General features: G+C 37.5%; 18 protein-coding genes and 1 tRNA gene. 10 read left to right on the top strand and 9 right to left on the bottom strand.

Annotated elements, in window-relative coordinates:
* Positions 1-3 precede the first annotated feature (3 nt).
* Positions 4-486 carry an MSMEG_0572/Sll0783 family nitrogen starvation response protein gene (locus IWC72_RS03820; RefSeq protein ID WP_194524915.1) on the bottom strand — a complete coding sequence of 161 codons (483 nt, stop codon included), beginning with the start codon at positions 484-486 and terminating at the stop codon, positions 4-6.
* Between the two features lie 364 nt (positions 487-850).
* Between IWC72_RS03820 and IWC72_RS03815 the strand changes: the two genes are divergently transcribed.
* The 3 genes from IWC72_RS03815 to IWC72_RS03805 all read left to right on the top strand — a co-directional run bounded on the left by IWC72_RS03815 (position 851) and on the right by IWC72_RS03805 (position 4,562).
* On the top strand, positions 851-1,750 hold the full coding sequence (locus IWC72_RS03815; RefSeq protein WP_226967942.1) for an AraC family transcriptional regulator: 900 nt from the start codon (positions 851-853) through the stop codon (positions 1,748-1,750).
* Between the two features lie 238 nt (positions 1,751-1,988).
* Positions 1,989-3,884 carry a tetratricopeptide repeat-containing sensor histidine kinase gene (locus tag IWC72_RS03810; RefSeq protein WP_194524914.1) on the top strand — a complete coding sequence of 632 codons (1,896 nt, stop codon included), beginning with the start codon at positions 1,989-1,991 and terminating at the stop codon, positions 3,882-3,884.
* Between the two features lie 12 nt (positions 3,885-3,896).
* Positions 3,897-4,562 (top strand): response regulator transcription factor, encoded by a 666-nt coding sequence (locus IWC72_RS03805; protein ID WP_194524913.1) that lies wholly within the window; start codon positions 3,897-3,899, stop codon positions 4,560-4,562.
* A gap of 477 nt (positions 4,563-5,039) precedes the next feature.
* On the opposite strand, the gene IWC72_RS03800 is transcribed toward IWC72_RS03805, so the two are convergent.
* Positions 5,040-5,113, bottom strand: a tRNA-Asp gene (locus IWC72_RS03800).
* Between the two features lie 72 nt (positions 5,114-5,185).
* Positions 5,186-6,115 (bottom strand): DUF58 domain-containing protein, encoded by a 930-nt coding sequence (locus IWC72_RS03795; protein WP_194528872.1) that lies wholly within the window; start codon positions 6,113-6,115, stop codon positions 5,186-5,188.
* A 114-nt stretch (positions 6,116-6,229) separates the two neighbouring features.
* Here IWC72_RS03795 and IWC72_RS03790 point away from each other — a divergent pair, with 114 nt between their 5' ends.
* The gene (locus IWC72_RS03790; protein WP_194528871.1) at positions 6,230-6,664 is read left to right on the top strand and encodes a MarR family winged helix-turn-helix transcriptional regulator; all 435 of its coding nucleotides are present in this window, start codon (positions 6,230-6,232) and stop codon (positions 6,662-6,664) included.
* 134 nt (positions 6,665-6,798) lie between these two features.
* Complete coding sequence (locus tag IWC72_RS03785; protein WP_194528870.1) at positions 6,799-7,224, top strand: nuclear transport factor 2 family protein; 426 nt, start codon at positions 6,799-6,801, stop codon at positions 7,222-7,224.
* Positions 7,225-7,284: 60 nt separating this feature from the next.
* Here IWC72_RS03785 and trxA read toward each other — a convergent pair whose 3' ends face one another.
* The gene (trxA, locus tag IWC72_RS03780) at positions 7,285-7,602 is read right to left on the bottom strand and encodes a thioredoxin (RefSeq protein ID WP_194524909.1); all 318 of its coding nucleotides are present in this window, start codon (positions 7,600-7,602) and stop codon (positions 7,285-7,287) included.
* A gap of 136 nt (positions 7,603-7,738) precedes the next feature.
* Positions 7,739-12,175: a DNA polymerase III subunit alpha gene (dnaE, locus tag IWC72_RS03775; RefSeq protein ID WP_194528869.1), complete on the bottom strand. Its 4,437-nt coding sequence runs from the start codon at positions 12,173-12,175 to the stop codon at positions 7,739-7,741.
* Positions 12,176-12,572: 397 nt separating this feature from the next.
* Here dnaE and IWC72_RS03770 point away from each other — a divergent pair, with 397 nt between their 5' ends.
* A complete protein-coding gene (locus tag IWC72_RS03770) occupies positions 12,573-13,124 on the top strand; it encodes a 30S ribosomal protein S16 (RefSeq protein WP_194524907.1) in 552 nt (183 codons plus the stop codon).
* A 16-nt stretch (positions 13,125-13,140) separates the two neighbouring features.
* A complete protein-coding gene (rimM, locus tag IWC72_RS03765) occupies positions 13,141-13,671 on the top strand; it encodes a ribosome maturation factor RimM (RefSeq protein ID WP_194524906.1) in 531 nt (176 codons plus the stop codon).
* A gap of 46 nt (positions 13,672-13,717) precedes the next feature.
* On the opposite strand, the gene IWC72_RS03760 is transcribed toward rimM, so the two are convergent.
* The gene (locus IWC72_RS03760) at positions 13,718-14,761 is read right to left on the bottom strand and encodes a sugar phosphate isomerase/epimerase family protein (RefSeq protein ID WP_194528868.1); all 1,044 of its coding nucleotides are present in this window, start codon (positions 14,759-14,761) and stop codon (positions 13,718-13,720) included.
* Between the two features lie 177 nt (positions 14,762-14,938).
* Here IWC72_RS03760 and IWC72_RS03755 point away from each other — a divergent pair, with 177 nt between their 5' ends.
* The 3 genes from IWC72_RS03755 (at position 14,939) to IWC72_RS03745 (ending at position 18,614) form a co-directional block, all read left to right on the top strand.
* Entirely contained in the window at positions 14,939-15,649 is a 711-nt protein-coding gene (locus IWC72_RS03755; protein ID WP_194528867.1) for a tRNA1(Val) (adenine(37)-N6)-methyltransferase, read from the top strand.
* A gap of 55 nt (positions 15,650-15,704) precedes the next feature.
* Complete coding sequence (locus tag IWC72_RS03750; protein WP_194528866.1) at positions 15,705-16,883, top strand: acyl-CoA dehydrogenase family protein; 1,179 nt, start codon at positions 15,705-15,707, stop codon at positions 16,881-16,883.
* 579 nt (positions 16,884-17,462) lie between these two features.
* Positions 17,463-18,614, top strand: a complete 1,152-nt coding sequence (locus IWC72_RS03745; protein WP_194528865.1) for a helix-turn-helix domain-containing protein — start codon at positions 17,463-17,465, stop codon at positions 18,612-18,614.
* An 11-nt stretch (positions 18,615-18,625) separates the two neighbouring features.
* Here IWC72_RS03745 and IWC72_RS03740 read toward each other — a convergent pair whose 3' ends face one another.
* Genes IWC72_RS03740 through IWC72_RS03730 form a run of 3 tightly spaced genes read right to left on the bottom strand, consistent with a single transcriptional unit; the run spans position 18,626 to position 24,252 of the window.
* Positions 18,626-20,128 carry a sulfatase family protein gene (locus IWC72_RS03740; protein ID WP_194528864.1) on the bottom strand — a complete coding sequence of 501 codons (1,503 nt, stop codon included), beginning with the start codon at positions 20,126-20,128 and terminating at the stop codon, positions 18,626-18,628.
* Positions 20,129-20,134: 6 nt separating this feature from the next.
* A complete protein-coding gene (locus IWC72_RS03735) occupies positions 20,135-22,414 on the bottom strand; it encodes a sulfatase-like hydrolase/transferase (RefSeq protein WP_194528863.1) in 2,280 nt (759 codons plus the stop codon).
* Entirely contained in the window at positions 22,411-24,252 is a 1,842-nt protein-coding gene (locus IWC72_RS03730) for an alkaline phosphatase D family protein (protein WP_194528862.1), read from the bottom strand. Before IWC72_RS03730 ends, IWC72_RS03735 begins: the two co-directional genes overlap by 4 nt.
* Positions 24,253-24,264: the final 12 nt, after the last annotated feature.

Here is a 24,264-nt window from a genome sequence, read left to right as displayed (position 1 = left end):
ATTTTACATTGTCCAAGTATTCACCACGAATGCATTTTCATTGCGATGTATTAATTGAATGTCCAAAACATCTAACGGGCTAATGGGCTCTATACCTGGCAATAATGAGGGCTCTCCATGACCATAAAGTGCTTGCAGGGCAAAGCGGCAAGCGTAAATTTTACCACCCTCTTCCATGAATTTTTTAAGTCTTACGGCATAATTTAAATGTCCAGGAAAAGCTTCGCTTCCTAAAGTGGGGAAACCTCGTTGAATTCCCAAAGTAACTCCAGGTCCATATAATAATATTGATGTTTCAAAACCTTTACGTTGTAGCCTAGTTGCAGTTAATATATTTACTAGACCAATAGACCCTTCAAAAGCAACTGTGTGAAAAGTAACAAGGGCTTTTTCTCCTGTTTTTGCTTTTACGTCATCAAATACTTTGTTTTCATAATCCACAAAAAAGTCTCCGTCTTTGTGCATTTCCATTTCTACTTTAGGCATAATTATAGATGTTTTAATTAGTATGCTACAAACCTATAATACTTAGGCGCTTCGTCTGTAGGATTAAAATAACATAAAACAGGACAAATTGCACTTTATTCATTAAAATGGCTATTTTAACATATTTTAGTCATATAAATGTTATTATTGTGAAGTATAAAAAGGTAATATGCTTATATTGGTATATATATGATAATCGTAAAAATGATATGCCAATTTTAATAAATACGTATTTTTTGACTATCTAATTATATTATAATACAAATTGTAGGTATATATACGTATTTTGTATTCAGTGGTTTAGATTATATAATATATAAGAGCCCTGTAGTATAGTTATATTTAATCTAATTGAATCGAGCGTATGAATTCTAATAGTACACTTCCTGTTTTTAAGATTTCAAATTTTGATGATTATAATAATTGTATGAAGTTTGAAACGAACTTCTACATTCGTAATTTCAGTGAACATGTAAAAGAGAATTTATTTATTGAGAAACCACATGGTCATAATTTTTACCTTGTTTTATTAATTACAAAAGGAAGTGGTAGCCATACGATAGATTTTAAGGAATATGATGTATCTCCCGGAGCATTTTTTATTGTTTCTCCTGGCCAAATTCATCAATGGAAGTTATCAAAAGATGTAGATGGTTATATTTTATTCTTTACGAAAGAGTTTTTTTTACACGATTTTAATACAGAGAAACTAACTCGACTTCCTTTTTTTAATTCAACCTTTAGTTTACCGGTGTTTAATTTAGATGAAGAGGAGATAGAGGAAATACAATCAAAATACGAGCTTATTCATAAGGAATATAATAATAGGTCATTGAGTTATGAAGAAATGATTCGTACATATTTAAACGCAATGTTTATTATTCTGTCTAGAGTTTATTTGACCGAGAGTAAAAAGGGGCAAAAATTTAATTATGATTTGCAACAGTTAAATAGGTATGAGGCTTTAGTGGATAAATATTTTAAATTACATCGGCCTATTTCTTGCTACTCTAAGAAAATGAATATATCGGATAGACAACTAAGTTATCTTTGTAAAAAGACTATAGGGAAAACCCCTTCACAAATTCTAATCAATCGGATAATTTTGGAAGCAAAACGTCTTATTATTCATTCTAATCTCACAATTTCTTCTATATCGGAAGAACTTAATTATAATGACACTTCGTATTTTATAAGGTTATTTAAAAAAATCACAAATCAGACTCCGGAACAGTTTCGTAATGCTCAGTACAATAGGTATTGAATATGTCTCTATTATGTTAGGTTGTATGTATTTGCGTGTTATGTAAAAGCGTACTATTCTAGTTTATAAAGCTTTTTTAGACCGTTTTCTAAGGTTAAAAGGATTAGGTGCGGATAGGGTGTAAATTAATAATTAATTTCACTAATTTGAGCCATACTATCTGTGTGGTTCTATTATATTCATTCTATAATTATCATTCCTTTTGAAGAGTTTCTGTTTCTTAGTTTTTTGTTGTTTAATGGGTGCCTGTACTTCTGTAAACGACGGCGATAGAACAAAAGATGAACGGGTTGTAGATAGTGTGTTGTTATATTATAATATCTCAAAAGATAAGTCGCTCTCACTCAAAGAAAGGCAAAGTGCCATAAATAAATCGTTTCAGGAATTAGAAGGTTTAGCTACCGATTCGCTTTATGGGTATGTGCTTGATCAAAAAAGTATGCTTCATTTTAGCTCAAGGGAATATGATAGTCTTTTAGACTATAGCAACTTACTTCTAAGTCATGGGTTTAAAATTGATAAGGCATCACTTTTAGCGGAACATTATTATTTAAGAGGCTACTATTTCGCTGAAATAAAGCATGATTATTTCAAGGCTGTTGAGAATTATTCCAAGTCTAAAGAATATTATATTAGGGTGAAGGATAGTAGTCAAGCAGGGGAAAACCTTATGAATATTGGTATCATCCAAAAAAACAGTAATGACTTTTTTGGTAGTAAAGAGACGCTAACAGATGCCTTAAGGTTCTTGAAATCTCCTATAAAAAGAGCTAATTGCTACAATGCACTAGCAACAAACCATAGAAAGTTATTGAACTTTACTGATGCGATAGATTATTATCAAAAAGCAATTAGCATAACAGAATCCGTAAATAACAGAATCATTTATGAAAATAATTTGGCCGCCAGTTATATTGATAATAAGGAGTTTGACAAGGCTATTGTTCTGCTTCAAAAAATAGGGAAAGATTCTACGGCCACTATAAACCAAAAAGAGTATGCACGTATAAAAGATAACTTGGCCTATGCAAAATGGGTGTCAGGTTTGCCTGTTGATGACTATGAGCTTATGGAGCCGTTAAGATTAAGAATAGAAAAAAAGGATAGAAGGGGGCAGATTGCTAGTTATACTCATTTGGGAGAGTACTATAGTAAAGATAATCCTAGAAAGGCCAGGTCCTACTTTGATTCGGTTATGCAATTGTCAAAATTTTTGAAAATACCTCGTGCAGAAAAGGATGTTTTAAAGTTGCTAATGGAGTTAGAGCCGGCCAATGTTAAGGTAAGGGACCGTTATGCTTTTTTGCAGGATAGTCTATATGATCAAGAATTAAAAGTAAAGACCCAATTTGCCAAGTACAGATATGATGACAAACTTAAGCAGGAATCTATACTTCAATTAGAAAAGGAAAATGCGGAACGTCAACTAGAAGTTGCCGAACAGCGCAATCAGAAAATAATATCATACTCAGGTTTAGCATTTGTTCTGGTGATATCTGTTTGTGGCGTATTCTTTTTCATACAGAGGGCAAGGCGTTTGAAACAGCAGAACAGAACGGCAAAAATAGAAGCCACCTATGAAACCGAGGCGGAATTTTCAAGAAAACTACACGATGATTTTGCGGGAAAACTAAACCATGCCATGGTATTGCTTCAGAACGGTTCGGATACTACAGAGGTTTTAAATGTTGTTGACGGTTTATATAGTCAGAGTAGGGATTTTTCTAGGAAAATCAATGATGTTGATACTGGCTCAAGATTCAAAGAAGTACTTTTTGGTATGTTAAGCAGTTATGGTAAGAACACCCAACTATTAGTTACCGGAAGTAAGGAGGTAGATTGGGGCATCTTATCGGATTTAACTAAGAAAACCCTGTATAAGGTACTTCAAGAGTTTATGATAAATATGCAAAAGCATAGTGGGGCTTCAGTAGTTTCTATAGATTTTGAACAGACCAAGACCAAGTTGAAAATACAGTATGTGGATAATGGCAATGGAGCAGCAAAAGGTAGCCTAAATAATAAAAATGGACTATGGAATACAGAAAAGCGTATTCTAGCCATTAACGGAAGTCTTACTTTTGATTCTGAGAAGGGCGAAGGTTTTAAAGCCCAAGTTGAAATTCCGAATTAAATAGTGCAGACTATGTTCAAAAAAATACTGATTGCAGAAGACTTTCAAGATACCAATAAAGGCATTGTAAATGCGCTTGAAAACAGACTGGAAATAGAAGACATACAGGAGGAATTATATTGCGATAAGGCTTACAATAGGTTTAAGCTAGCTTACAATATTGAAGAACCTTATGAGCTGTTAATAACCGATTTGTCCTTTAAAGAAGGCCCTGTGGACCGTAAGCTTACGTCTGGGCATGCGCTTATTGCTGCTATACGAGCTGTGGATCCGAATATTAGGGTTATTGTCAATTCCATGATAGAAGACCCTGCAGAAATCAATTCCCTATTTACGGACCAAAAAATAAACGGTTACGTCTGTAAAGGCCGTAACGGGTTGAATGAGCTGGTTACCGCTATGCAAGAAGTATATCAAAATAGAACCTATGTATCCCCGCAGATAAATCTTAATAGTGCCAATACCCTTTTTGAGTTGGATAAGTATGATTTGATGATTTTACAGGATTTGGCGGAAGGTTTCACGAAAAAAGAGATTTCTGAAAAGCTGAAGAATCAGAATATTTCTCCCAATAGCGAAAGTACTATTGACAAAAAAGTAAGTCGTTTATTTGATGCTTTTGGCGCAAAAAACACACATCACCTTATTGCTAAGCTTATTAAACAAGGTAGAATCTAACACTCTACTTCCTCCCATTTATTACCCGACCAATACATGTCAATCCCTTACGGATATCTGTAAGGGGTTGTCTTTTTATTGTATTAGGTTTGACCAAACTATTTATGCAATGACCAAATATTACATAAACAATACCCCACAATCTAATGGTGACCATGATGTACATAAAGAAGATTGTTTTTCACTGGCATTTACCTTAAATAAAACCGATTTGGGCCATCACGCCACTTGTTATTTAGCAATGATTGAGGCTAAAAAAATCCATAAACATGCCAAGGCATGTCAGCGGTGTTTTAAAGAGTGTAGTTCAATGTGAATTCATTAAAGGTTAGACCGGCCTGCTTAAGGAGGTGGTTGGGGGATCATCAAATTTTGTGGGCTTGGTCTTTATGAATACTTTGGGTGGGAATAAAAAAATAAAAGGTAGTAGATTTTAAAAACTAAAAAAAGCCTCCAACTTGCGTTGAAGGCTTTTCGCGGTCTGGACGGGACTCGAACCCGCGACCCCCTGCGTGACAGGCAGGTATTCTAACCAACTGAACTACCAGACCGTGGCGTTTAGCGAGTGCAAATATACACCGCATTTTCAATTGCACAAACAATTTTTAATAAAAATTTAATCATTATTTAAATTTCTGCCTTTCTACCAGATAGGTGTTGAGTACTTTTGAGAAATCTCCCTGTACATCGGCCTCCACATATTTTATCTTATACTGGGCGCATTTTAATTTTAAATCTTCAAAATAAGAAGCAACACTTTGTTCGTAAGCTTCTTTTATATTGCTGGAATACAAGTCTATATGCTCTCCAGTCTCTACGTCTAGAAAGCGTTTGGGCGTATTGTCAAAATCAAAATGGTATTCTGTAGATTGGTCCAAAAGGTGGAATAGTACCACCTCATGCTTATTGTATTTTAAATGACGTAGGGCTTCAAATATTTTTTCGTCATCAGCTGATGTTTGAAACATATCCGTGAAAAGAAAAATAAGACTTCTCTTTTTTATGTTTTCGGCAATTTGGTGTAAATAGGTATATGTTTCGGTTTGTTGGGCTGGTTTCGTGTCCAAACTTATTCCACTTAGTTTAGCCAATAACATTTGGTGGTGGCGCTCACTTCCCTTTTCGGGAGAATAGAAATTATAAGAGTCAGAGTATACACTTAGTCCAACAGCATCGCGCTGTCTCTTAAGAACGTTCATTAAGGCAGCTATGGCTAAGACCCCAAAACCTATTTTATTTAAATTGTTGGTAGATAAATTCTTTACTGTTGGGTAATACATAGAGGCGGAACTATCTAAAATCATGTGGCACCTTAAATTGGTCTCTTCTTCGTATCTTTTGGTGTACAGCTTATCGGTCTTGGCAAAGAGCTTCCAATCTATATGTTTTGTGCTTTCTCCGGGGTTGTAAATCTTGTGCTCCGCAAACTCTGCTGAAAACCCATGAAACGGACTCTTGTGTATGCCGCTAATAAAACCTTCTACTACTTGGTGGGCCAAGAGTTCTAGATTAGAAAATAGAGAGGTTTCGTTTAATTCGGATTGCAGGTTCATAGTATAGAATATTTTACTAAAGTATAAAACCAATTTTAGCTTGTGTATAAATTTATTGTTGATATATCAATAATAAATTTATATTTGCATTATAATTTAATACAAAAAAATAATATGCCAGGAGGTAATATCGAAGATGTTATTCTTTTTCAAATAGATAAAACGAGTAAAATTTCTAAGAAATATTCTCAAAAAGAGTTCGATAGAATTAAGCTTGGTATTACTATAGATCAGTGGGTACTTTTGAAAATTATTGAAGAATCAGCGCCTATATCTCAGAAAGAACTAGCAGACAGATCGCTTAGAGACCCTGCTTCTATTACTAGAACATTAGATATTTTAGTAAAAAAAAGTCTTTTATTGAGAGAGCCTATTTTAAATAACAGAAGACAGTATAACATAAAACTTACTAAAGAAGGGACTAAATTTGTAAACGATAATATTGAAATGATCAAAGCTCATCGTAAAAAAAGCATGGAAGGTTTTTCTGAAAAAGAAGCTCAATTGCTAAAGGTACTTTTATTAAAAATACAGGATAATATGAGCTGACATTTTTTTTAAATTATAAATTGATATATCAATAATTGATATTAATAGATAAATTTTAAAACTGAAACTAGATGAATTGAACAAAAAAGAAAGTAAATCGAGAAATTAAAAACAAACAATAAAAAATAAAGAACATGAAAAAATTAAGAATTCTAACGCTATTATTAACTATGATAACATTTGGTTGCAAGGCGCAAACAACAGAAAAAATGGCCGTCACTGAAGCTGTTAATGCCTATTCCAATGCCGGTGACACTAACAACGCTGCTACATTAGATAATCTCTTAGATTCTAACTATAGGGTTGTAATGAATCGTCTTTTTGGCAGCAAAGGTGTTAGTATCGTCTCCAAAACTGATTACTTGAAAAAAATTAAATCGAAAGAATGGGGAGGAGACTCTCGTAAGCTAACCATTGAAAATATTGTTATGAATGGGCCTACCGCGAGTGCTAAGGTTACTTTTAAAGGCAAAAAAGCTACCATAGTATCTATTCTAATCTTAATAAAAGAAGAAACGGGAAAATGGAAACTGATTAATGATACCCCGGTATTTAAATAACTTCTAAAACAAAAAGGGTTTGACTTTGGTCAAACCCTTTAAAAAAATTATATTTTATTTCTAGATTGCTGCATCTATTGCATCGGTGTAAACTTTCTTAGGAGAAACTCCTACTTGTCTACTCACAATTTCACCATCTTTAAAAACTAATACCGTAGGTATGTTTCTAACACCATATTTAGCGGCAAATTCTTGATTCGCATCAACATCTACCTTACCAACAACGGCTTTGCCTTCGTATTCAGAACTAACTTCTTCAATGATTGGGCCTACCATTCTACATGGTCCACACCATGCTGCCCAAAAATCAACTACTACTGGTTTGTCACTTTTCAATACTACTTCATCAAAAGTAGCGTCTGTTATTTCTAATGCCATGATTTTCTATTTTAAATATATTATGCAAAGTTAGTCAAATATCTAACTGTTTCCTTACTAACGATACATTGGTTTTAGCTATTGCACTATCAATCTAATTTATAGGGTTCAAATTTAATATTTCATTCCTAAAAAGCTAGTTTAATTTATAGTGTACTTCGTTGTCTGTTAGGGTTGCTAATAGTTCGCTGCTTATTTGTACTTTTTGTTTTCGGCTAGATAAACTTACTTTTATTTCCTCGTCCATTTCATAGACTATAAAGTTAAGCGGATGATTTCCTGGATGGGATATAAGAGTATCTTTCAGTTGATGAATATCTTCTTCTTTTAGGTCGTCAATATTCAATTTGATAGTTAGTTTTTTGGCGTAAGACTCCATAACTTCTTGAAGTAGCATAAAACTGTTGAATTGGATACGAGGGTCCCCTTTCTTTCCAGTTTCCCGGTTGGTCCATCCGTCCTTTATAAAAATCTTAATATAGGCGAAGGAATTGATCATTAAGAAATGACGAAACCTGAGGTATTCTTCCCCAAAAATCCGGAAGTCATACGACTCAGTGTAATCTTCTACTAAAAAAGAAGCCCACCCTTTCCCGTTTTTAGACACGCGGTGCTGTACGTCTGTAATAACACCAGCAAAGGCCAGTTCTCTGTTTACGACAGTTTGAAGGTCGCTTAAATTAGAAAGTGAAGCATTACAAAATGCCTTTACTTCTGTTTTGAAATCATCTAATGGGTGTCCAGAAATATAAATACCTACCACTTCTTTTTCGCGTCGAAGTTTTTCCATGGTACCCCATTCCTCGCATGGCGGTACTACTGGTTCTGGTATTTGTACCTCGCTCGCATCACCGAAAAGGCTTACTTGACTAGAGTTCTCGCTTTCTTGAAATTTAGCTCCATATTTTATGGTCTTCTCTAAAAACGTTACTCCGTCCCCCTCATTATGAAAATACTGTGCTCTGTGTGTATCGCCAAAAGAATCAAATCCTCCTGCAACGGCTAAACTTTCAAATGCTTTTTTATTTGCTGCACGAAGATCTATTCGTTTCGCAAAATCGAATACTGATTTGTAGGGTCCTTCTTCTTTTCTGTTTTCTACGATGGTTTCTACCGCACCACGACCAACACCTTTTACGGCACCCATTCCAAAACGGACAGCACCGGCATCGTTTACGGCAAACTTGTAATAAGATTCATTTACATCTGGTCCCAAAACATCCAAGCCCATACGTTTACATTCTTCCATGAAGAATGTGACTTGTTTAATATCATTCATATTATTACTCAATACCGCTGCCATATATTCAGCAGGGTAGTGGGCTTTACAATATGCAGTTTGGTATGCGATCCATGCATAGCAAGTAGAGTGAGATTTGTTAAAGGCGTAGGCTGCGAATGCTTCCCAATCTTTCCAAATTTTCTCTAGTTTATCAACCGCATGTCCTTTGGCTGAAGCTTGATCAATGAACTTTGGCTTCATTTTATCAAGTACATGCTTCTGCTTTTTACCCATTGCCTTACGCAAGACATCGGCTTCACCTTTTGTAAAGTCTGCCAACTTCTGTGAAAGGAGCATCACTTGCTCTTGGTAAACCGTAATACCGTAGGTTTCCGCTAAGTATTCCTCACAGGCATCAAGGTCATATACAATTTCTTCGGTTCCGTGTTTACGGGCAATGAAACTTGGTATATATTCCATCGGACCAGGACGGTACAAGGCGTTCATGGCAATAAGATCTGCAAAAACGGTAGGTTTCAGCGATCTCATGTGTTTCTGCATCCCGGGAGATTCATATTGGAACACACCAACTGTTTCTCCTCTTTGGAAGAGCTCGTATGTTTTCACATCATCTAAAGGGAAATTCTCTGGGTCTAGCTCAACACCGTGTTTCGCCTTTACGATCTTAACGGTGTCCTTAATCAAGGTCAGCGTTTTCAATCCCAAGAAATCCATCTTCAACAATCCTGCATCCTCCACAACGGAGTTGTCAAACTGAGTACAGTACATTTCGGAATCCTTGGCAAGTGCCACGGGTACGAACTTGGTAATGTCATCTGGGGTAATAATAACCCCACAGGCATGAATACCGGTATTACGAACCGAACCTTCTAAAACGTACGCCTGATTTAAGGTTTCCGATTCAGGACCATCACCTTCGGAAATTGCTAAAAGCTCATTTATCTTTTCTAAATCTTCTGATCTAAATTTCGACCTCAAGACTTTTTCATCTACACCGATAATCTTTTTTAACTTAGACATATCGGGTATCAACTTTGCCATGCGGTCTGAATCTTGCAAAGGCAAATCTAACGCACGAGCTGTATCTCTAATGGCAGATTTAGCAGCCATGGTACCATAAGTGATGATTTGTGCCACTTGGTTAGAGCCGTACTTGTCGATTACATAGTCCATTACACGACCACGCCCTTCATCATCAAAATCAATATCAATATCGGGCATACTTACACGATCTGGATTTAGGAAACGCTCAAAAAGTAGGTCGTACTTAATAGGGTCTAAATTCGTAATCCATAAACAGTAAGCAACGGCGGATCCTGCGGCAGATCCACGACCAGGACCTACGGATACATCCATAGTTCTTGCTGCCCTAATAAAATCTTCTACAATCAAGAAGTAACCAGGGTAGCCCGTTTTTTCGATTACCTGAAGTTCGAAATCTAGTCGCTCATCAATAGCGGGAGTAATTTCACCATATCTTTTCTTTGCGCCTTCATAGGTAATGTGGCGTAGAAATTTATTTTCACCACGTTTGCCACCATCCAACTTGTCTTCCTCGAACTGAAACTCTTCTGGAATATCAAAAGCTGGTAACAGTACATCACGTGCCAATGTGAAGGTCTCTACTTTATCAACGATTTCTTGAATATTGATGATAGCTTCAGGGATATCCTTAAAAAGCTCTTTCATCTCATCAGATGACTTAAAGTAATATTCTGAATTGGGCAATCCGTAACGATAGCCACGACCACGACCTATTGGGGTAGCTTGTTTTTCACCATCTTTTACGCAAAGTAAAATATCATGCGCATGTGCATTTTCTTTTTCTGCGTAGTAGGTATTATTGGTGGCGACCAATTTTACATTGTGCTTTTTGGCAAACTGTATCAAAACTTGGTTTACACGATCTTCATCTTCTTGACCGTGGCGCATGATTTCAATGTATAAATCATCGCCAAAAGTCTCTTTCCACCAAATTAAAGCTTCTTCTGCTTGATTTTCACCAACGTTAAGTACTTTACTTGGAACCTCACCATACAAGTTACCTGTCAACACTATGACATCTTCCTTGTACTGCTCAACCACTTTTTTATCGATACGAGGCACATAGTATTTACCCGAAACGAAGGCAATAGATGACATCTTGGCTAAGTTCAAATAACCTTTTTTACTCTTGGCGAGCATTACTATTTGGTAGCCGTTGTCTTTTTGTGATTTGTTGGTATGATCTTCACAGACCTGAAATTCGCAACCTATAATAGGGGTGATTTCCTGTTCCGGTTCCGGTAGTTCAGTTAAAGGTTCTTGTCCTTCTTCTAAAGTGCCGTTTTGTGTGGCTTCGTATCTTTTTTGGTTTGCTTCATTTCTAGATACTACCCCTTTATTATGGTTCAACACTCCATTTACGAAGTGAAAGGCACCCATCATATTCGCATGATCCGTCATGGCAACCGCAGGCATTTTAGCTTTTGCAGCAGCTGCAACTAAAGCAGGTACGCTTATAGTCGATTGAAGGATGGAGAACTGAGTGTGATTATGTAAGTGTGCAAAACTTGCATTTTCTAATGTGGCAAGGTTCTCTTGTATTTCTTCTTGAGAAACCCCGCCAGTATCTTTTGCCCAAAGTGCATCGGCTATTTTTTTCGATGCTTTTTTAAGGTTGATGTGCTTAAGACCGATAAGTTCTATTTCCTGTGGATTTGCCTCGGAGAAATTCTTGAAATAATCGGGTTGAACATCTAATTGTTCTTTTGTATACTGTTGCTTACGGATAAGTTCAAGAAAACAACGTGTAGTTGCCTCAACATCGGCGGTAGCGTTATGCGCTTCACCAAAAGGTTCGCCAAATAAATATTGATGCAGCTCAGTAAGTGTTGGTAGCTTGAACTTTCCTCCACGGCCACCAGGAATTTGGCATAGTTGTGCTGTGTGCTCTGTACAGGTATCTAAAACAGGAAGTTCTTGCAACGGATTTTCAACACCCAAACGGTGAAATTCCGCACCCATAATATTTAAATCGAATCCTACATTCTGCCCAACAATGAATTTTGTTTTAGACATGGCAATGTTGAATTTCTCCAAAACCTCTGCAAGAGAAATACCTTTTTGCTCGGCAAGCTCAGTAGAAATACCGTGAATCTGCTCAGCGTCATAAGGAATGTTGAATCCCTCGGGGCGAACTAGATAATCTTCATGCTCAATGCATTTTCCCATATCATCATGCAGCTGCCATGCAATCTGTATACAACGTGGCCAGTTGTCTGTGTCTGTAATAGGTGCGTTCCAGTTTTTTGGAAGACCGGTAGTTTCGGTATCAAATATGAGGTACATAGCGAATTTTCTGTGTGTTCAAAAGCGGTCAGTTAAATGACCTAAAAAGTGCCTATAAAATTACAAAAAAGGAGGTGTTTGAAAAAGCGGAGTTGCTAAGAGTTATTAACGAGTGCTTTTTAAGAGTGACAAATATAGTATAGTTAGAATTTTGCTTGCTGATTAATAGCCGGAAGGCTAGTGTGTATGGTGGTTACTGTTAGATAGTTGTATTTTTGAATCCTGTGTTTTGCATTTTTGAAAAAGCCAATTGAAATAACTTGAGTTCATTGTTGCCAATTCAGCATTTTAAATTATATTTGCACCCGCTTTCAGATTAGCTTTGCTGGCTGATGGCGAACGAGTTAAAAAACTAGAATTAATAACAAGGGTCGGGCACCCTACAAATTAATGTGATATGCCAGTTAAAATTAGATTACAGAGACACGGTAAAAAAGGAAAACCATTTTATTGGATCGTTGCAGCAGATGTACGTTCAAAAAGAGATGGTAAATTCTTGGAAAAATTAGGAATCTACAATCCTAATACTAACCCTGCTACTATTGAATTAAATGTTGATAGTTCAGTGCAGTGGTTACAGAATGGTGCACAGCCAACAGATACTGCTAAAGCAATTCTTTCTTACAGAGGTGTTCTTTTAAAGCATCACTTATTAGGTGGTGTACGTAAAGGTGCTTTAACTGAAGAGCAAGCTGAAGAAAAATTCACTGCTTGGTTGGAAGAAAAAGAAGGTAAGATTGCTGCTAAGGTTGGTGGTTTAGATAAAGAGAAAGCTGATGCTAGAGCTGCTGCGTTAAAAGCAGAGAAGGAGGTAAACGAGAAGCGTGCTGCTGAAGCTGCGGCTGCTGCTTTGCCAGAAGCGGTAGAAGGTGAAGAGGCTAGTGCTGAAGTAGAAGCAACTGAAGAAGCTCCGTCTGTAGAGGCTGAAGCGTCTAAAGAAGAAGAATAAATAAATTAGGGACGAAATGCGTAAGGAAGATTGTTTCTACCTCGGTAAAATCGTTTCTAAATATAGTTTTAAGGGTGAGGTTCTAGTAAAGCTAGATGCCGATGAACCTGAGATTTATGAAAACATGGAATCAGTTTTTGTCTTGATGAAAGGCAATGTACTGGTTCCATTTTTTATTGATAGATGCCGCCTGCATAAATCATCACTTTTACGAATAGATTTTGAAGAGGTAAAAGATGAATTGGCTGCCGACCGGATAATGGGACATCAGCTTTATTTGCCCTTATCTGCGCTTCCTAAGTTGGAAGGCGATAAATTCTACTTTCATGAGGTTATCGGTTTTGATGTACTAGATGACACTCATGGTAATATTGGAAAAATTACCGGAGTAAATGATACTACTTCTCAGGCTATTTTCGAAATTGAAAAAGACGGGAAAGAAATTCTAGTTCCTATAATAGATCAAATCGTGAAGAAGGTTGACCGCAACAATAAGGTTGTTCACGTAAGTACTCCAGAAGGCTTGGTAGACCTATATTTAGGGTAAACCAAACTAACTTGGTCTAGTCTACCCATTATAGAATATTTCAAATTTATTTTAGCGCATTCTCACAGAAAGAGATACATTTTTGAACTTCTGCTACGGCGTTAGAACCCTTAGGTATATCATATTCAAGCTCAACCGTTCCCGGGAAATTATACTTCTTATCACGAATCAGTTGTAAAGCACCTGTAAGTGGCGTGTCGCCACTGCCCCAAACCAGATTGCCTTTGCCATGGGCGGGAGTCTGTCTGTCTTTTAAGTGCATGCTTTTAATATGCTCATGCTTACTCTTTATAATATCTAAGGGAGCTGCATTTCCTGCAGCTACAAAATGACCTAAATCTAGATTTAAAGCATTGTAGTTGGATTGCTCTAATGCGGTATCCCATAAGGTAGGAGTCTGCTGCTCATGACCATGGTAAGCCACATAAATTCCGTGTTTTTTGGCAAAATTGCCCAGTCTCAGTGTGGTGGCATCGTCTCCAGGGTGCTCAACGGTAACATGGCTAGCTCCTAACACCTTGGCAGTTTTCATACCCCAATCAATATCAGCGTCCGAATTTTTTTTGCCAAAGGTATTTCTAGGTTTAAAGGCATAAATGTCAACACCTGCATCATTATACATTTTGCGAAATTTCTCGAATTTTTTCATATCCGCATTTTTTCGCCATTCGGTAACTTGTTGGTTGTAAACTGCTTGTTCAGCCTTTATTTCTGCGAGTTCTTTTGCTTCGTCATTGGTAATGTTTCCTCCCCGTTTCTTTTTCATCAAACCAAAAAATACGGTTCGATCTAATTTGTTTTCAGGTCTGCCAGCAAAAGTCTCTGCAGGGTCGCCTATTAGTTCAATGGCATTTACACCACAGTCTAAAATATATTGTAATGTGGCTTCTGCGCTTTGGTCTTCCATGCTTCTAAATGAATAGGTGATAACGCCTATTTGCACTCCATTAAATTTAGAGTTCGGTTTTTTGTAATATTTTAAAATAGATGGAGCACCAAAAAGAGATGGTGTAATCAGGGTTGAGCCTGCTGCTACCGTAAGTGTATTTCTTAAGAATTTTCGCCTTCCGGATTTTGAGTTGTTTTGCATTACAAATTAATTTAATAGTTGAGCCGTATATATTGATGAGTAAATTGTTCCAAAGGAAATTAAGTAATTTCATGGCTAAGGACAAGTTTTTGTATTCAGTATAACAAAAACCTTAAGGGGTTAAATTTTATTCGGATATTCACTTGTTCAATAATGTTTACATATAGATTTTTTCGAATGAAACCGTTCAAATTCAAACAATTCCAGATAGATCAAGACCGTTGTGCTATGAAAGTAGGTACAGATGGGGTGTTATTAGGTGCTTGGGCATCCATAGATAACAATCCTGAATCTATTTTGGATATAGGTGCGGGCACGGGGTTAATTGCCTTAATGATGGCGCAACGTAGTATGGCAGATACTATAGATGCCTTGGAAATTGATGAAGATGCCTATGAACAATGTGTTTCCAACTTTGAAGCTTCGGACTGGGGAGATCGACTTTTTTGCTATCATGCCGGTCTTGATGAGTTTGTTGAAGAATGGGAAGACCCTTATGATTTAGTAATCTCCAACCCGCCATTTTATTCGGAAGATGTTTCCAGTGGAGATGCATCGCGAGATACGGCAAGACAAAACCAATCGCTGCCTTTTGATGAGTTACTGGAAGGCGTATCAAAACTAATGGCTCCAAAAGGTTCGTTCGCTACGATAATTCCTTATAAAGAAGAGGAATGGTTTATAGAAATGGCTGCAACTTTTAAATTGTACCCAAAGCATGTCACTAGAGTTAAAGGTAATTCTACTTCGGATATCAAGCGTAGTTTACTGCAGTTTGGTTTTGAGGAAGTTAGGTTGGTAACAGATGAGTTGACCATTGAAATAGCGAGACATGAATACACGGAGGCCTATGTGGCATTGACTAAAGATTTTTATTTAAAAATGTAACAATCAGTGTTTATAATGTTATATTTCATCTGTATATTTGATTAAAATTCACTTTATGAGACCTGATTTATTCGAAGCGCCAGACTACTATAATCTTGATGATCTTCTTTCTGAAGAGCACAAATTGGTACGTGATGCCGCTCGCCAGTGGGTAAAAAGAGATGTCTCTCCTATAATTGAGGAATATGCTCAAAAAGCAGAATTTCCTAAGCAAATTTTAGGGGGCTTGGCAGAAATTGGGGCTTTTGGGCCGTACATTCCCGAAGAATTTGGAGGTGCAGGATTAGATCAGATTAGCTACGGACTTATTATGCAAGAAATTGAACGTGGTGATAGTGGTGTGAGATCAACGGCTTCGGTGCAATCATCGTTGGTGATGTATCCAATTTATACCTACGGAACTGAGGAACAACGAAAAAAGTACCTACCTAAGCTGGCTTCAGGTGAAATGATGGGGTGTTTTGGACTTACGGAACCTAATCATGGTTCTAATCCAAGTGGAATGGAAACTAAGTTTAAAGATATGGGAGACCATTATCTTTTAAACGGTGCTAAACTGTGGATTTCTAATTCTCCTTTTGCTGATATTGCTGTGGTATGGGCTAAAAATGAAGAGGGTCGTATTCATGGCCTTATTGTAGAGCGAGGTATGGAAGGATTTACTACTCCGGAAACACATAATAAATGGTCTTTGCGTGCATCCGCTACAGGGGAATTGATATTTGATAACGTAAAAGTACCTAAAGAGAATCTTTTGCCAAATAAGTCTGGGCTCGGTGCTCCGCTTGGTTGTTTAGATTCCGCTAGATATGGTATTTCGTGGGGAGCTATTGGTGCTGCTATGGATTGTTATGATACTGCTCTTAGATACGCAAAGGAACGTGTGCAATTTGGTAAGCCTATTGCAGCAACCCAGTTACAGCAAAAGAAATTGGCTGAGATGATTACTGAAATTACAAAAGCACAACTATTGGCCTTGCGTTTAGGACAATTAAAGAACGAAGGAAAAGCTACTTCTGCGCAGATTTCTATGGCAAAAAGAAACAATGTAGATATGGCTATTAAGATTGCTCGTGAGGCTAGACAAGTGCTGGGAGGAATGGGTATTACGGGTGAGTATAGTATCATGAGGCATATGATGAACCTTGAAAGTGTAATTACTTATGAGGGTACTCACGATATCCATCTGTTGATTACCGGCGCCGATATTACCGGTTTTCCTGCTTTTCAATAACCAGTATGTATTATTTCTCGATAATCGAGATTAAACGCTCCGAGGCTTTCCTTAAAGTCAAGATGTATTCCTTTTGATTCCACGTGAGCTTACCCCGAGGTAGTTTACTTTAATTAAGCCGAAATGTTTTTTAGAACATTTTTGATGGATTTGTTATGTTCTAACTCTAATTTTTTGGTTACTCTTTAGGTTATTTTGTAGGTGTTTTCTTCTCTGATTATCTCAAAAAGCGTTTTCACAACAGAAATCGGCTAGTTCACATCATTTTTTTTCAAATGGAGTACTCCTGCCGTAAGTTTACAGTGTTAATCAAACAGAAATAAAATTTTTCATTTTCATATAGTGTTCTCGTAAAAGAGTCTTATCGAAACCGATAAGACTCTTTTTAGTTTATCCCCTTTCGTCTGTATTTTCCTTTTTCTTTTCAATGGCTATATTCTATTTAACATATACGATAGCGTAGGGGTAAATCATTATGATAAATGTATACTTTACGCTTTATTCTTAGTATTTTACCCTTGTTTAACCAGAACAGTACGGGTTAAGCTAAACTCAAACCACTTTTTATTTGAATTCTTCATGCAGCTGAACGAAAGGATTGAACAAGAAATCGTTTCTAAAATAAAGGATAGTGATACCTTTAAGAATGCACCCACTAGTAGGGGGCTACTGCAATATCTCTATGAAGCTACTAAAAATGGAGCGCATTTAAAGGAGACTGTAATTGAACTAGAGTTCTTTAAAAATAATCTATCCGAAGAGAAAAATAATCCTAGGGTCAGGGTCAATATTTATAATCTTAGAAAAAAGTTGACGGCCTATTACGAAACAGAAGGCGATACAGATGGATGGCAATTAAAAATTGATAAAGGACAGTACAAAGTTCGTTTTGTTAAGAAACGAGCTCCAGTTGGTAGATTAAATAAGATCAGTTGGTCACAATTGTTTCCCTATGGTCTTTTGCTTGTGGCACTTGTAGCTTTGTTGCTTACAAATATGACTCCGAAATCACCCCTGTTATGGCAGTCTTTTTTGGATTCGGGAAAATCTACCAACCTCATTCTGGGCGACCATTTTGGAGCCATAGGAGAAACCATCACAGGAGAGAAGGGTTGGAGCCGGGATTTTGAAATTAACTCGGTTGATGAATTTTACGATTTACTGGAACGAAAACCAGAGTTGAAAGGAGTGCTTCACCCTTCAAAATATAGTTACACTACCCGCATGGCTGCTATGGCCACACAACAACTACAACAGTTTTTTCAAGAATACGATAAAGAGTTTTCAATTCGGTTTTCTACACAAACTACATTGCCTGAAATTAAAGGAGGCAATGCTATCTATGCGGGGCCAGTGAAAAATGAAAATCAGTTTATCCGCTTTTTTAATGATGCAAATCCTCACTTTAATTTAACTGCAAGAACTTTAGAACTATCAAATCATCCAACCTTAAAAGATACCTTGCTTACTTTTGGAGGTTCTTTGGTAGATCAAGAATATGCCATTGTATCCAAGTATCCGAGTATTGGTAATTCGGATCATTTTGTTTTCTTTTCGCAGCACGATATTGGTGTGAGTGCAACGGTTGAATATTTCACGAACAATGATAGCCTTCAGAAGTTTGAAAAAAAATATCTAAAGGGTAAGAAGTATTTCACGGCACTATTCAAAGTAAAAGGTCAGCACAGGGTCAATACCGATTTACATCTTGAAATGGTCGTTGGGTTTTAAAAAATCGGTTCTTATTTCATTGCCCGTATGATTTTCTCCATTTCAACTTTAGAAGGTCGTGGTCTTTTTCTGAATGAATTTGATTTGCCTGTTTCACGGTCAAACTCATCTGGAGTTCTAAAATCCGGTAGGCTATCCTTAGAGGCTTTACGAATATTATTCATTTCTGCACGTAATGTCTTTAATGTATTTTGATGCGCTGGGTCTCGTGCAAGGTTTTTAAGCTCGTAGGGGTCGTTAACCACATCGTATAGTTCTTCTTCCTGTCTAGGCGTAATAAAGCAAGCCATTTGGGCTTCGTTAAGTTTGCCTTTGTCCTTTAATGCTTGCATAGATTTAAAGGTACCGCCAATAAACGCATCTGCCGAAGGTGTATTCGGTAAATCTGTGTAAAAGTTTCGTATGTATTTAAATTCTTCGGAACGTACGGCACGGGTGTAGTCTTCATAATCATGCCAGTGATCTTCGGCATATATAATATCTCTTGTTTTGGTTTTTATATCGTCTAACAAAGGCGAAAAGTCTTCACCTTCAAAGCTTGGTAAGGCATCCAAACCTGCCAGTTTTAAGAAAGTTGGAGCTATATCTATAGAGCTTACCAAGTTGGTGTTAACGGAATTGGATTCTACTTCATTTGGCCATTTCACAATCCATGGAGTTTTTATGCCACCGTCGTAAAGTGTAGTCTTGTCGCGAGGAAAAGGTCTGCCATTATCACTTATGAATAGAATCATTGTATTATCCGAAATTCCTTGTCTGTCCAACTCCGCAACTACTTCGCCAACATAATTATCTAGACGGGTAATCTCATTATAATAATGCGTAAAATCTTCACGTACCTCTTTGGTGTCAGGAAAATAGGGGGGCAGTACTACATCTTCCAAAGCATGGGGATTCTCTATAATATCTTCGGTATAGGGTCTGTGAGGGTCTACGGCAGCTAACCATAAGAAGAAAGGTTGATTTTTTGGTCTTTGTTTAAGAACAGGTATCCATTCTTCGCAACCACTACCATCTCCCATTTGTTTGGTTTTTTCTCCGGTTGGCGATAACTGAAAACCGTGTGTACCCACATCTTTTACCAAATCAAAACGTGTTTTTATCGAGTCTCCTAAATGCCATTTTCCTGCTTGAGCGGTCCAGTATCCAGATTTTTTCAACTCTTCTACAAACGTCACTTTACTTGTGGGTAAAGGCCAATGTAGCTGCTCTGCATCCGTATTATGAGGATATAGGCCAGTTATGATACTCGTCCTACTTGGACTGCATGAGCTTGCCGTTAAGAATGCATTGTCAAAACGCATACCGTCTGCAGCCAATTGGTCTATATTAGGAGTTTTGATGTTTGGATGCCCATAGGCACCGCTATCGTCCCAGGCCATATCATCGGCAATTATAAAAACGATATTAGGGCGTTCCTCAGTAACTTTTGTTTCTTCTTTTTTCTTCTCTGCACAAGAGCAAACAAATAGAAGAGCTATTAAAATCAGGTGTAAATTTTGGTTTTTTAACATGGTAGTTTATTTGGAATATGGTCTAAGGTTTACTCTTAAAAGATAATTATCTGCAGTAATGAATAGGTATCTGCCATCATCACTAAATTCACAATTACCTGTATTTTTATCGGTTCTGATAGTTCCTAAATGCTTGCCTTTGGGAGAAATAACCAAAACACCATCAGGCCCCGCTAAGAAAATATTACCCTTGTCATCAATCTTCATTCCGTCCGGAGATTGTTTGCTAATACTTGCTTCACGTAATTTAGTAGCATCAAAAAATATTCTTTTGTTGGATACCTTTCCATTCCCAACAATGTCGTATGCTAAGATTTTAGGTTGTTCCTTAAAAGAATCAGCAACATATAAAGTCTTATTGTCGTTGGATACGGCAATACCGTTAGGAGCTTTTATAGCGTCATCCAAAAGAACTAATTCTTTGTTTTTCCCATAAAAATAGACTCCGTTGAAACCAATGTCACTTTTGCCATCACCTAAACCAAAAGAAGGGTCGGTAAAATATAGATTTCCATCTTGGTCATAATCCATATCGTTAGGCGAGTTGAACTTGTTACCCTTAAAATTGGTAATGACGGGTTCAAATTTAGGGTGAAGAGAATCCGTCAAACTTGTGAGTTTACTAATTCTACGGTCGCCTACTTGGCACAGTATTAATCCCCCTTCTGGGTTAAGAATAAGTCCGTTGGAACCTTTGCCGTTACTACCTTTTTCGATACCCGTATCACCGGAAGGAGCCATATATAAACTTAATCCGTCTAAATTATCCCATTCATAGATTTTGTTTTCCGGAACATCGGAAAAGATAAGTTTCTGCTCTTTTGGTAGCCATACAGGACCTTCGGACCAATTAAAACCTTCTGCTACCAATTCAATGCGGGCATGTGTTGAAACCAATGAATCAAACTCAGGAGCCAGACGCTCGACCCATCCGTATGTTGGATATTTTCTTAAAGAATTTAATACCGTTTGAAATTTTTCTTTTAGTTCTTTCTCCTGAGAAGATAGTTTGTCTACCGCTAAGGGTTCCTTTTCTAAAACATCATTTTTGGTATTGTAAAACCTACCATCTCCATAAAGCTTGTAGTTTTCGTTTAGAACAAATTCTGCTGGCGCAAATTGCTTTTTGTCCCAACCCGGTTTAGGGTCATAGCTCATAAAAACCCAATCCCTGCGTTCAACAGGTTCTCCTTTTAAGACCGGTAAAAAACTTTCGCCGTCGGACTCAAAACCGGCAGGGGTCGGAGTGTTTGTGGCTTCAAGAATAGTGGGCATAAAATCTATGGCATCAATAAACTCATTTGATGCGCTGCCTTCTTTTATATGACCGGGCCAATTTGCAATAAACGGAACTTTAATACCAGCTTCTGTTGTTAAACCTTTACCACCTTGAACCATTCGATCTCCCATTTTGGAAAATATAGTTTGGTGTGTTCCATTATCGGAATAGAGCATTAAAAGTGTGTCTTCACGAAGCCCCTTTTTCTCAAGGTTATTTACAATCTCTCCAATAATCTTATCTAGATACTCCACCATATCTTTGAAATATACCGTCTCGTCATCAAGTCTTTTTTCGGCATATTTCCAATCATCGCTATTAGGGGTTGGGTTGAACGGACCGTGCGTTAACGCCATTGGATAATACACAAAAAATGGTTTGTCATTTTGACGGCCTACGAAGTCATTTAAATAATCAGAAAATATGTCTGGACCGTATTTACCGTCAGTACCTTCCAAGAATTTGCCGTTTTGGTAAATTGTGGGGTTGGCAAATCGGGAGCCTTTATCTTCTGTGTGGAAGGCGTGAAACATGCTGTATTCATCAAAACCAGCATCTTCTACTTTCATGCCAATTCCCCTTCTGTGCTCACCTCCGGGATAACCAGGCGGGTCATAACTTTGCAATTGCCATTTACCCACCATGCACGTGGCATAACCGGCATCTTGCATGATGTGGCCAAATGTTTTTTGTTTTGGATTCAAAATTCCAAAGGCTTCCCAATTCCTAAAATTGTACAGCCCAGTCATAAGTTTTACTCGAGTAGGCGTACATAGGGGTTGGGCGTATGCTTGGTTGAATTGCATGCCTGTTGCGGCAAGCTTGTCAATATTTGGTGTGTTGTACGAAGTTCCGCCGTAACTACCAATTCCTTCATAGCCAAGGTCATCCACCATAATTAGAATTACATTGGGCCTTTTGTCCTCACTATTCTGGTTGGTCTTTTGGGCGTAACCAGAAAGTGTCAGCAGAGAAAAGAAGAATACATACTGAAATCTGTTTTTCATTTTTTTAAGCTTTTGGTTCTTTTGGTTGATACGGTTTCTGAATAGCGTAGTTCTCCGGTTCTTCCATCGAAAAACTGAAAAATTACCTGCGGATGTTCATAGGCAACCCAACGTTTGTCGCCTAATTTTTGAGGGTTATTGAATACATTGTTAAGCTGTACCACGCAATAGTGAGGATAAAGACGTTCGGGTCTAGGAATGTCATCTAATACAAAGCTGGACCAACGAATGTCCATTTCTCTTTTGTCAAATTGATATAAACCCGATTTTGGACGGCCTCCTTCATCAGATAACCTGTGGTTAACCGAATTGTGTGGTCCTGAGCAGAACTCCCAAATTTGGTCCGTAATTTTTACAGCAAAACTATTGTGAAGATCGCCTGTAAGAACAAATACCGGTTGATCTAAAGTTTCCCAGAAATCTATAAGTTTCTCGCGTTCATCAAGAAAAACGGTCCATGATTCATCTTTGTTACTGGCCATGGCGTAACCACTTGCACCTACATGGGGAATCATAAAAGGTACTGATGAAAATAGGAATAAGAAATCTGCTTTACTGTTTTTCATTTCCTCTTTTAACCATGCCAATTGGTCTTTGCCTAGCAAACTAAGTCCAGGTTTATCTCTGTTCTGAGTATCGTGCCATTGGCGGTTGGTCTTGGTGTCTAGAAGAAAAAAGTCACTGTTTCCTACCGTAAATTTGGAGTATGATTTCCGGGCGATGGAATAATTACCCGTGCCATTGGCAACCGCAGGTGGGTCAATGCGGATTTTATTTTTGTTGATGACTTCTACAATGTCATATACTTTTGAATTCGGGTTCCCAAAATGAAGGGAGTCCAAAACAATATCATCTACACCAGCTGTTGGCGTTCCCCAATGTACATGAAGATTATCCATTTCTGAATAATCAAGTTCAGTAAAATTGGCTTTCGAATCCACTAAAATATCAGAGTTTTTTTTGAATTTTGCCTTTCCAAAATGTATGTCCTGTTTAAATATTACGGGATCGGCCCATCCCAAATAATCATACCAAGCGGCTGTGGCAATATCTCTAAAAACAGTTCTTCTATCCCTTCTGCCAGCGGTGCCTGCACCCCAGATATCATTGATGAGCTCATGGTCGTCAAAAGTGAAATATGAAGGGACATTTCTGTGCCATTCTGCTAGATTGTCCGCTTTATCTAAATACGATTTGTAATTCTCCCAAACCCCAACTACCGTAGGGGCATTGGTAACAAGGTCTGGCTGCTCTTTTTCTTGAATGTTTTGAGTCTTGCGCCACTCAGAAGCAGGGTAGTCTCTTTTTTCCTCGTACAGCCAATCGCCATTCATAACCGCAAAGTTGATATCGTTTTTGACCTCGTCCAACATGGTAGTGTAGGTGGGTAGACTTGGACCAATGCCATTAGCCGGATTCTGACTTGCACAAGAACCAAACTCGAATTTAAAATTAAAGAGACCTTCAGGATTATATTTTTCGTTGGCATAGTCAGCCGCAGCAGGTAACGTTCTAAAACTACCTTCTTTACTTTGTTTTCCGTTGATAGACAGATGATAGGTGTACTTCGTGTCAGGAGATAAATTGGTTAAGGTTACCCAACCTGTATTATCATCTGCTAAGAGGGTTTTGACCGGAATGTTTTTGAAGCTATCTGAACCTTCTTTTTTCTTGTATTTCACCTCAAATGTTCCTGGTGAAGCTGTTCTGCCCCAAACCCGAACCGAATTTTGGGTAACATGCCCAAGAATTGGTCCATGAGTAATATGGTTTATCTCCTGAGCAGTAAGGCAAAACGAGAAAAGTATAAAAAGTAAAGTGAATTTATAAGAGGTCATAGCTGGTTGGTT

This window comes from Zobellia roscoffensis (assembly GCF_015330165.1).
In the GTDB taxonomy this organism is placed as follows: Bacteria; Bacteroidota; Bacteroidia; order Flavobacteriales; family Flavobacteriaceae; genus Zobellia; species Zobellia roscoffensis.
Note: the sequence above shows the minus strand (reverse complement) of the source record. Positions and strands in the feature narration are given on the sequence as shown.

Bases quoted from the DNA above. Each gene is read 5' to 3' on its own strand.
- IWC72_RS03795 (WP_194528872.1), bottom strand. From the start codon at position 6,115: ATGAACCTGCAATCCGAATTAAACGAAACCTCTCTATTTTCTAATCTA.
- IWC72_RS03805 (WP_194524913.1), top strand. From the start codon at position 3,897: ATGTTCAAAAAAATACTGATTGCAGAAGACTTTCAAGATACCAATAAA.
- dnaE (WP_194528869.1), bottom strand. From the start codon at position 12,175: ATGTACCTCATATTTGATACCGAAACTACCGGTCTTCCAAAAAACTGG.
- IWC72_RS03730 (WP_194528862.1), bottom strand. From the start codon at position 24,252: ATGACCTCTTATAAATTCACTTTACTTTTTATACTTTTCTCGTTTTGC.
- IWC72_RS03755 (WP_194528867.1), top strand. From the start codon at position 14,939: ATGAAACCGTTCAAATTCAAACAATTCCAGATAGATCAAGACCGTTGT.
- IWC72_RS03750 (WP_194528866.1), top strand. From the start codon at position 15,705: ATGAGACCTGATTTATTCGAAGCGCCAGACTACTATAATCTTGATGAT.
- IWC72_RS03810 (WP_194524914.1), top strand. From the start codon at position 1,989: ATGGGTGCCTGTACTTCTGTAAACGACGGCGATAGAACAAAAGATGAA.
- IWC72_RS03785 (WP_194528870.1), top strand. From the start codon at position 6,799: ATGAAAAAATTAAGAATTCTAACGCTATTATTAACTATGATAACATTT.
- IWC72_RS03735 (WP_194528863.1), bottom strand. From the start codon at position 22,414: ATGAAAAACAGATTTCAGTATGTATTCTTCTTTTCTCTGCTGACACTT.
- IWC72_RS03740 (WP_194528864.1), bottom strand. From the start codon at position 20,128: ATGTTAAAAAACCAAAATTTACACCTGATTTTAATAGCTCTTCTATTT.
- rimM (WP_194524906.1), top strand. From the start codon at position 13,141: ATGCGTAAGGAAGATTGTTTCTACCTCGGTAAAATCGTTTCTAAATAT.
- IWC72_RS03760 (WP_194528868.1), bottom strand. From the start codon at position 14,761: ATGCAAAACAACTCAAAATCCGGAAGGCGAAAATTCTTAAGAAATACA.
- IWC72_RS03745 (WP_194528865.1), top strand. From the start codon at position 17,463: ATGCAGCTGAACGAAAGGATTGAACAAGAAATCGTTTCTAAAATAAAG.
- trxA (WP_194524909.1), bottom strand. From the start codon at position 7,602: ATGGCATTAGAAATAACAGACGCTACTTTTGATGAAGTAGTATTGAAA.
- IWC72_RS03770 (WP_194524907.1), top strand. From the start codon at position 12,573: ATGCCAGTTAAAATTAGATTACAGAGACACGGTAAAAAAGGAAAACCA.
- IWC72_RS03790 (WP_194528871.1), top strand. From the start codon at position 6,230: ATGCCAGGAGGTAATATCGAAGATGTTATTCTTTTTCAAATAGATAAA.
- IWC72_RS03820 (WP_194524915.1), bottom strand. From the start codon at position 486: ATGCCTAAAGTAGAAATGGAAATGCACAAAGACGGAGACTTTTTTGTG.
- IWC72_RS03815 (WP_226967942.1), top strand. From the start codon at position 851: ATGAATTCTAATAGTACACTTCCTGTTTTTAAGATTTCAAATTTTGAT.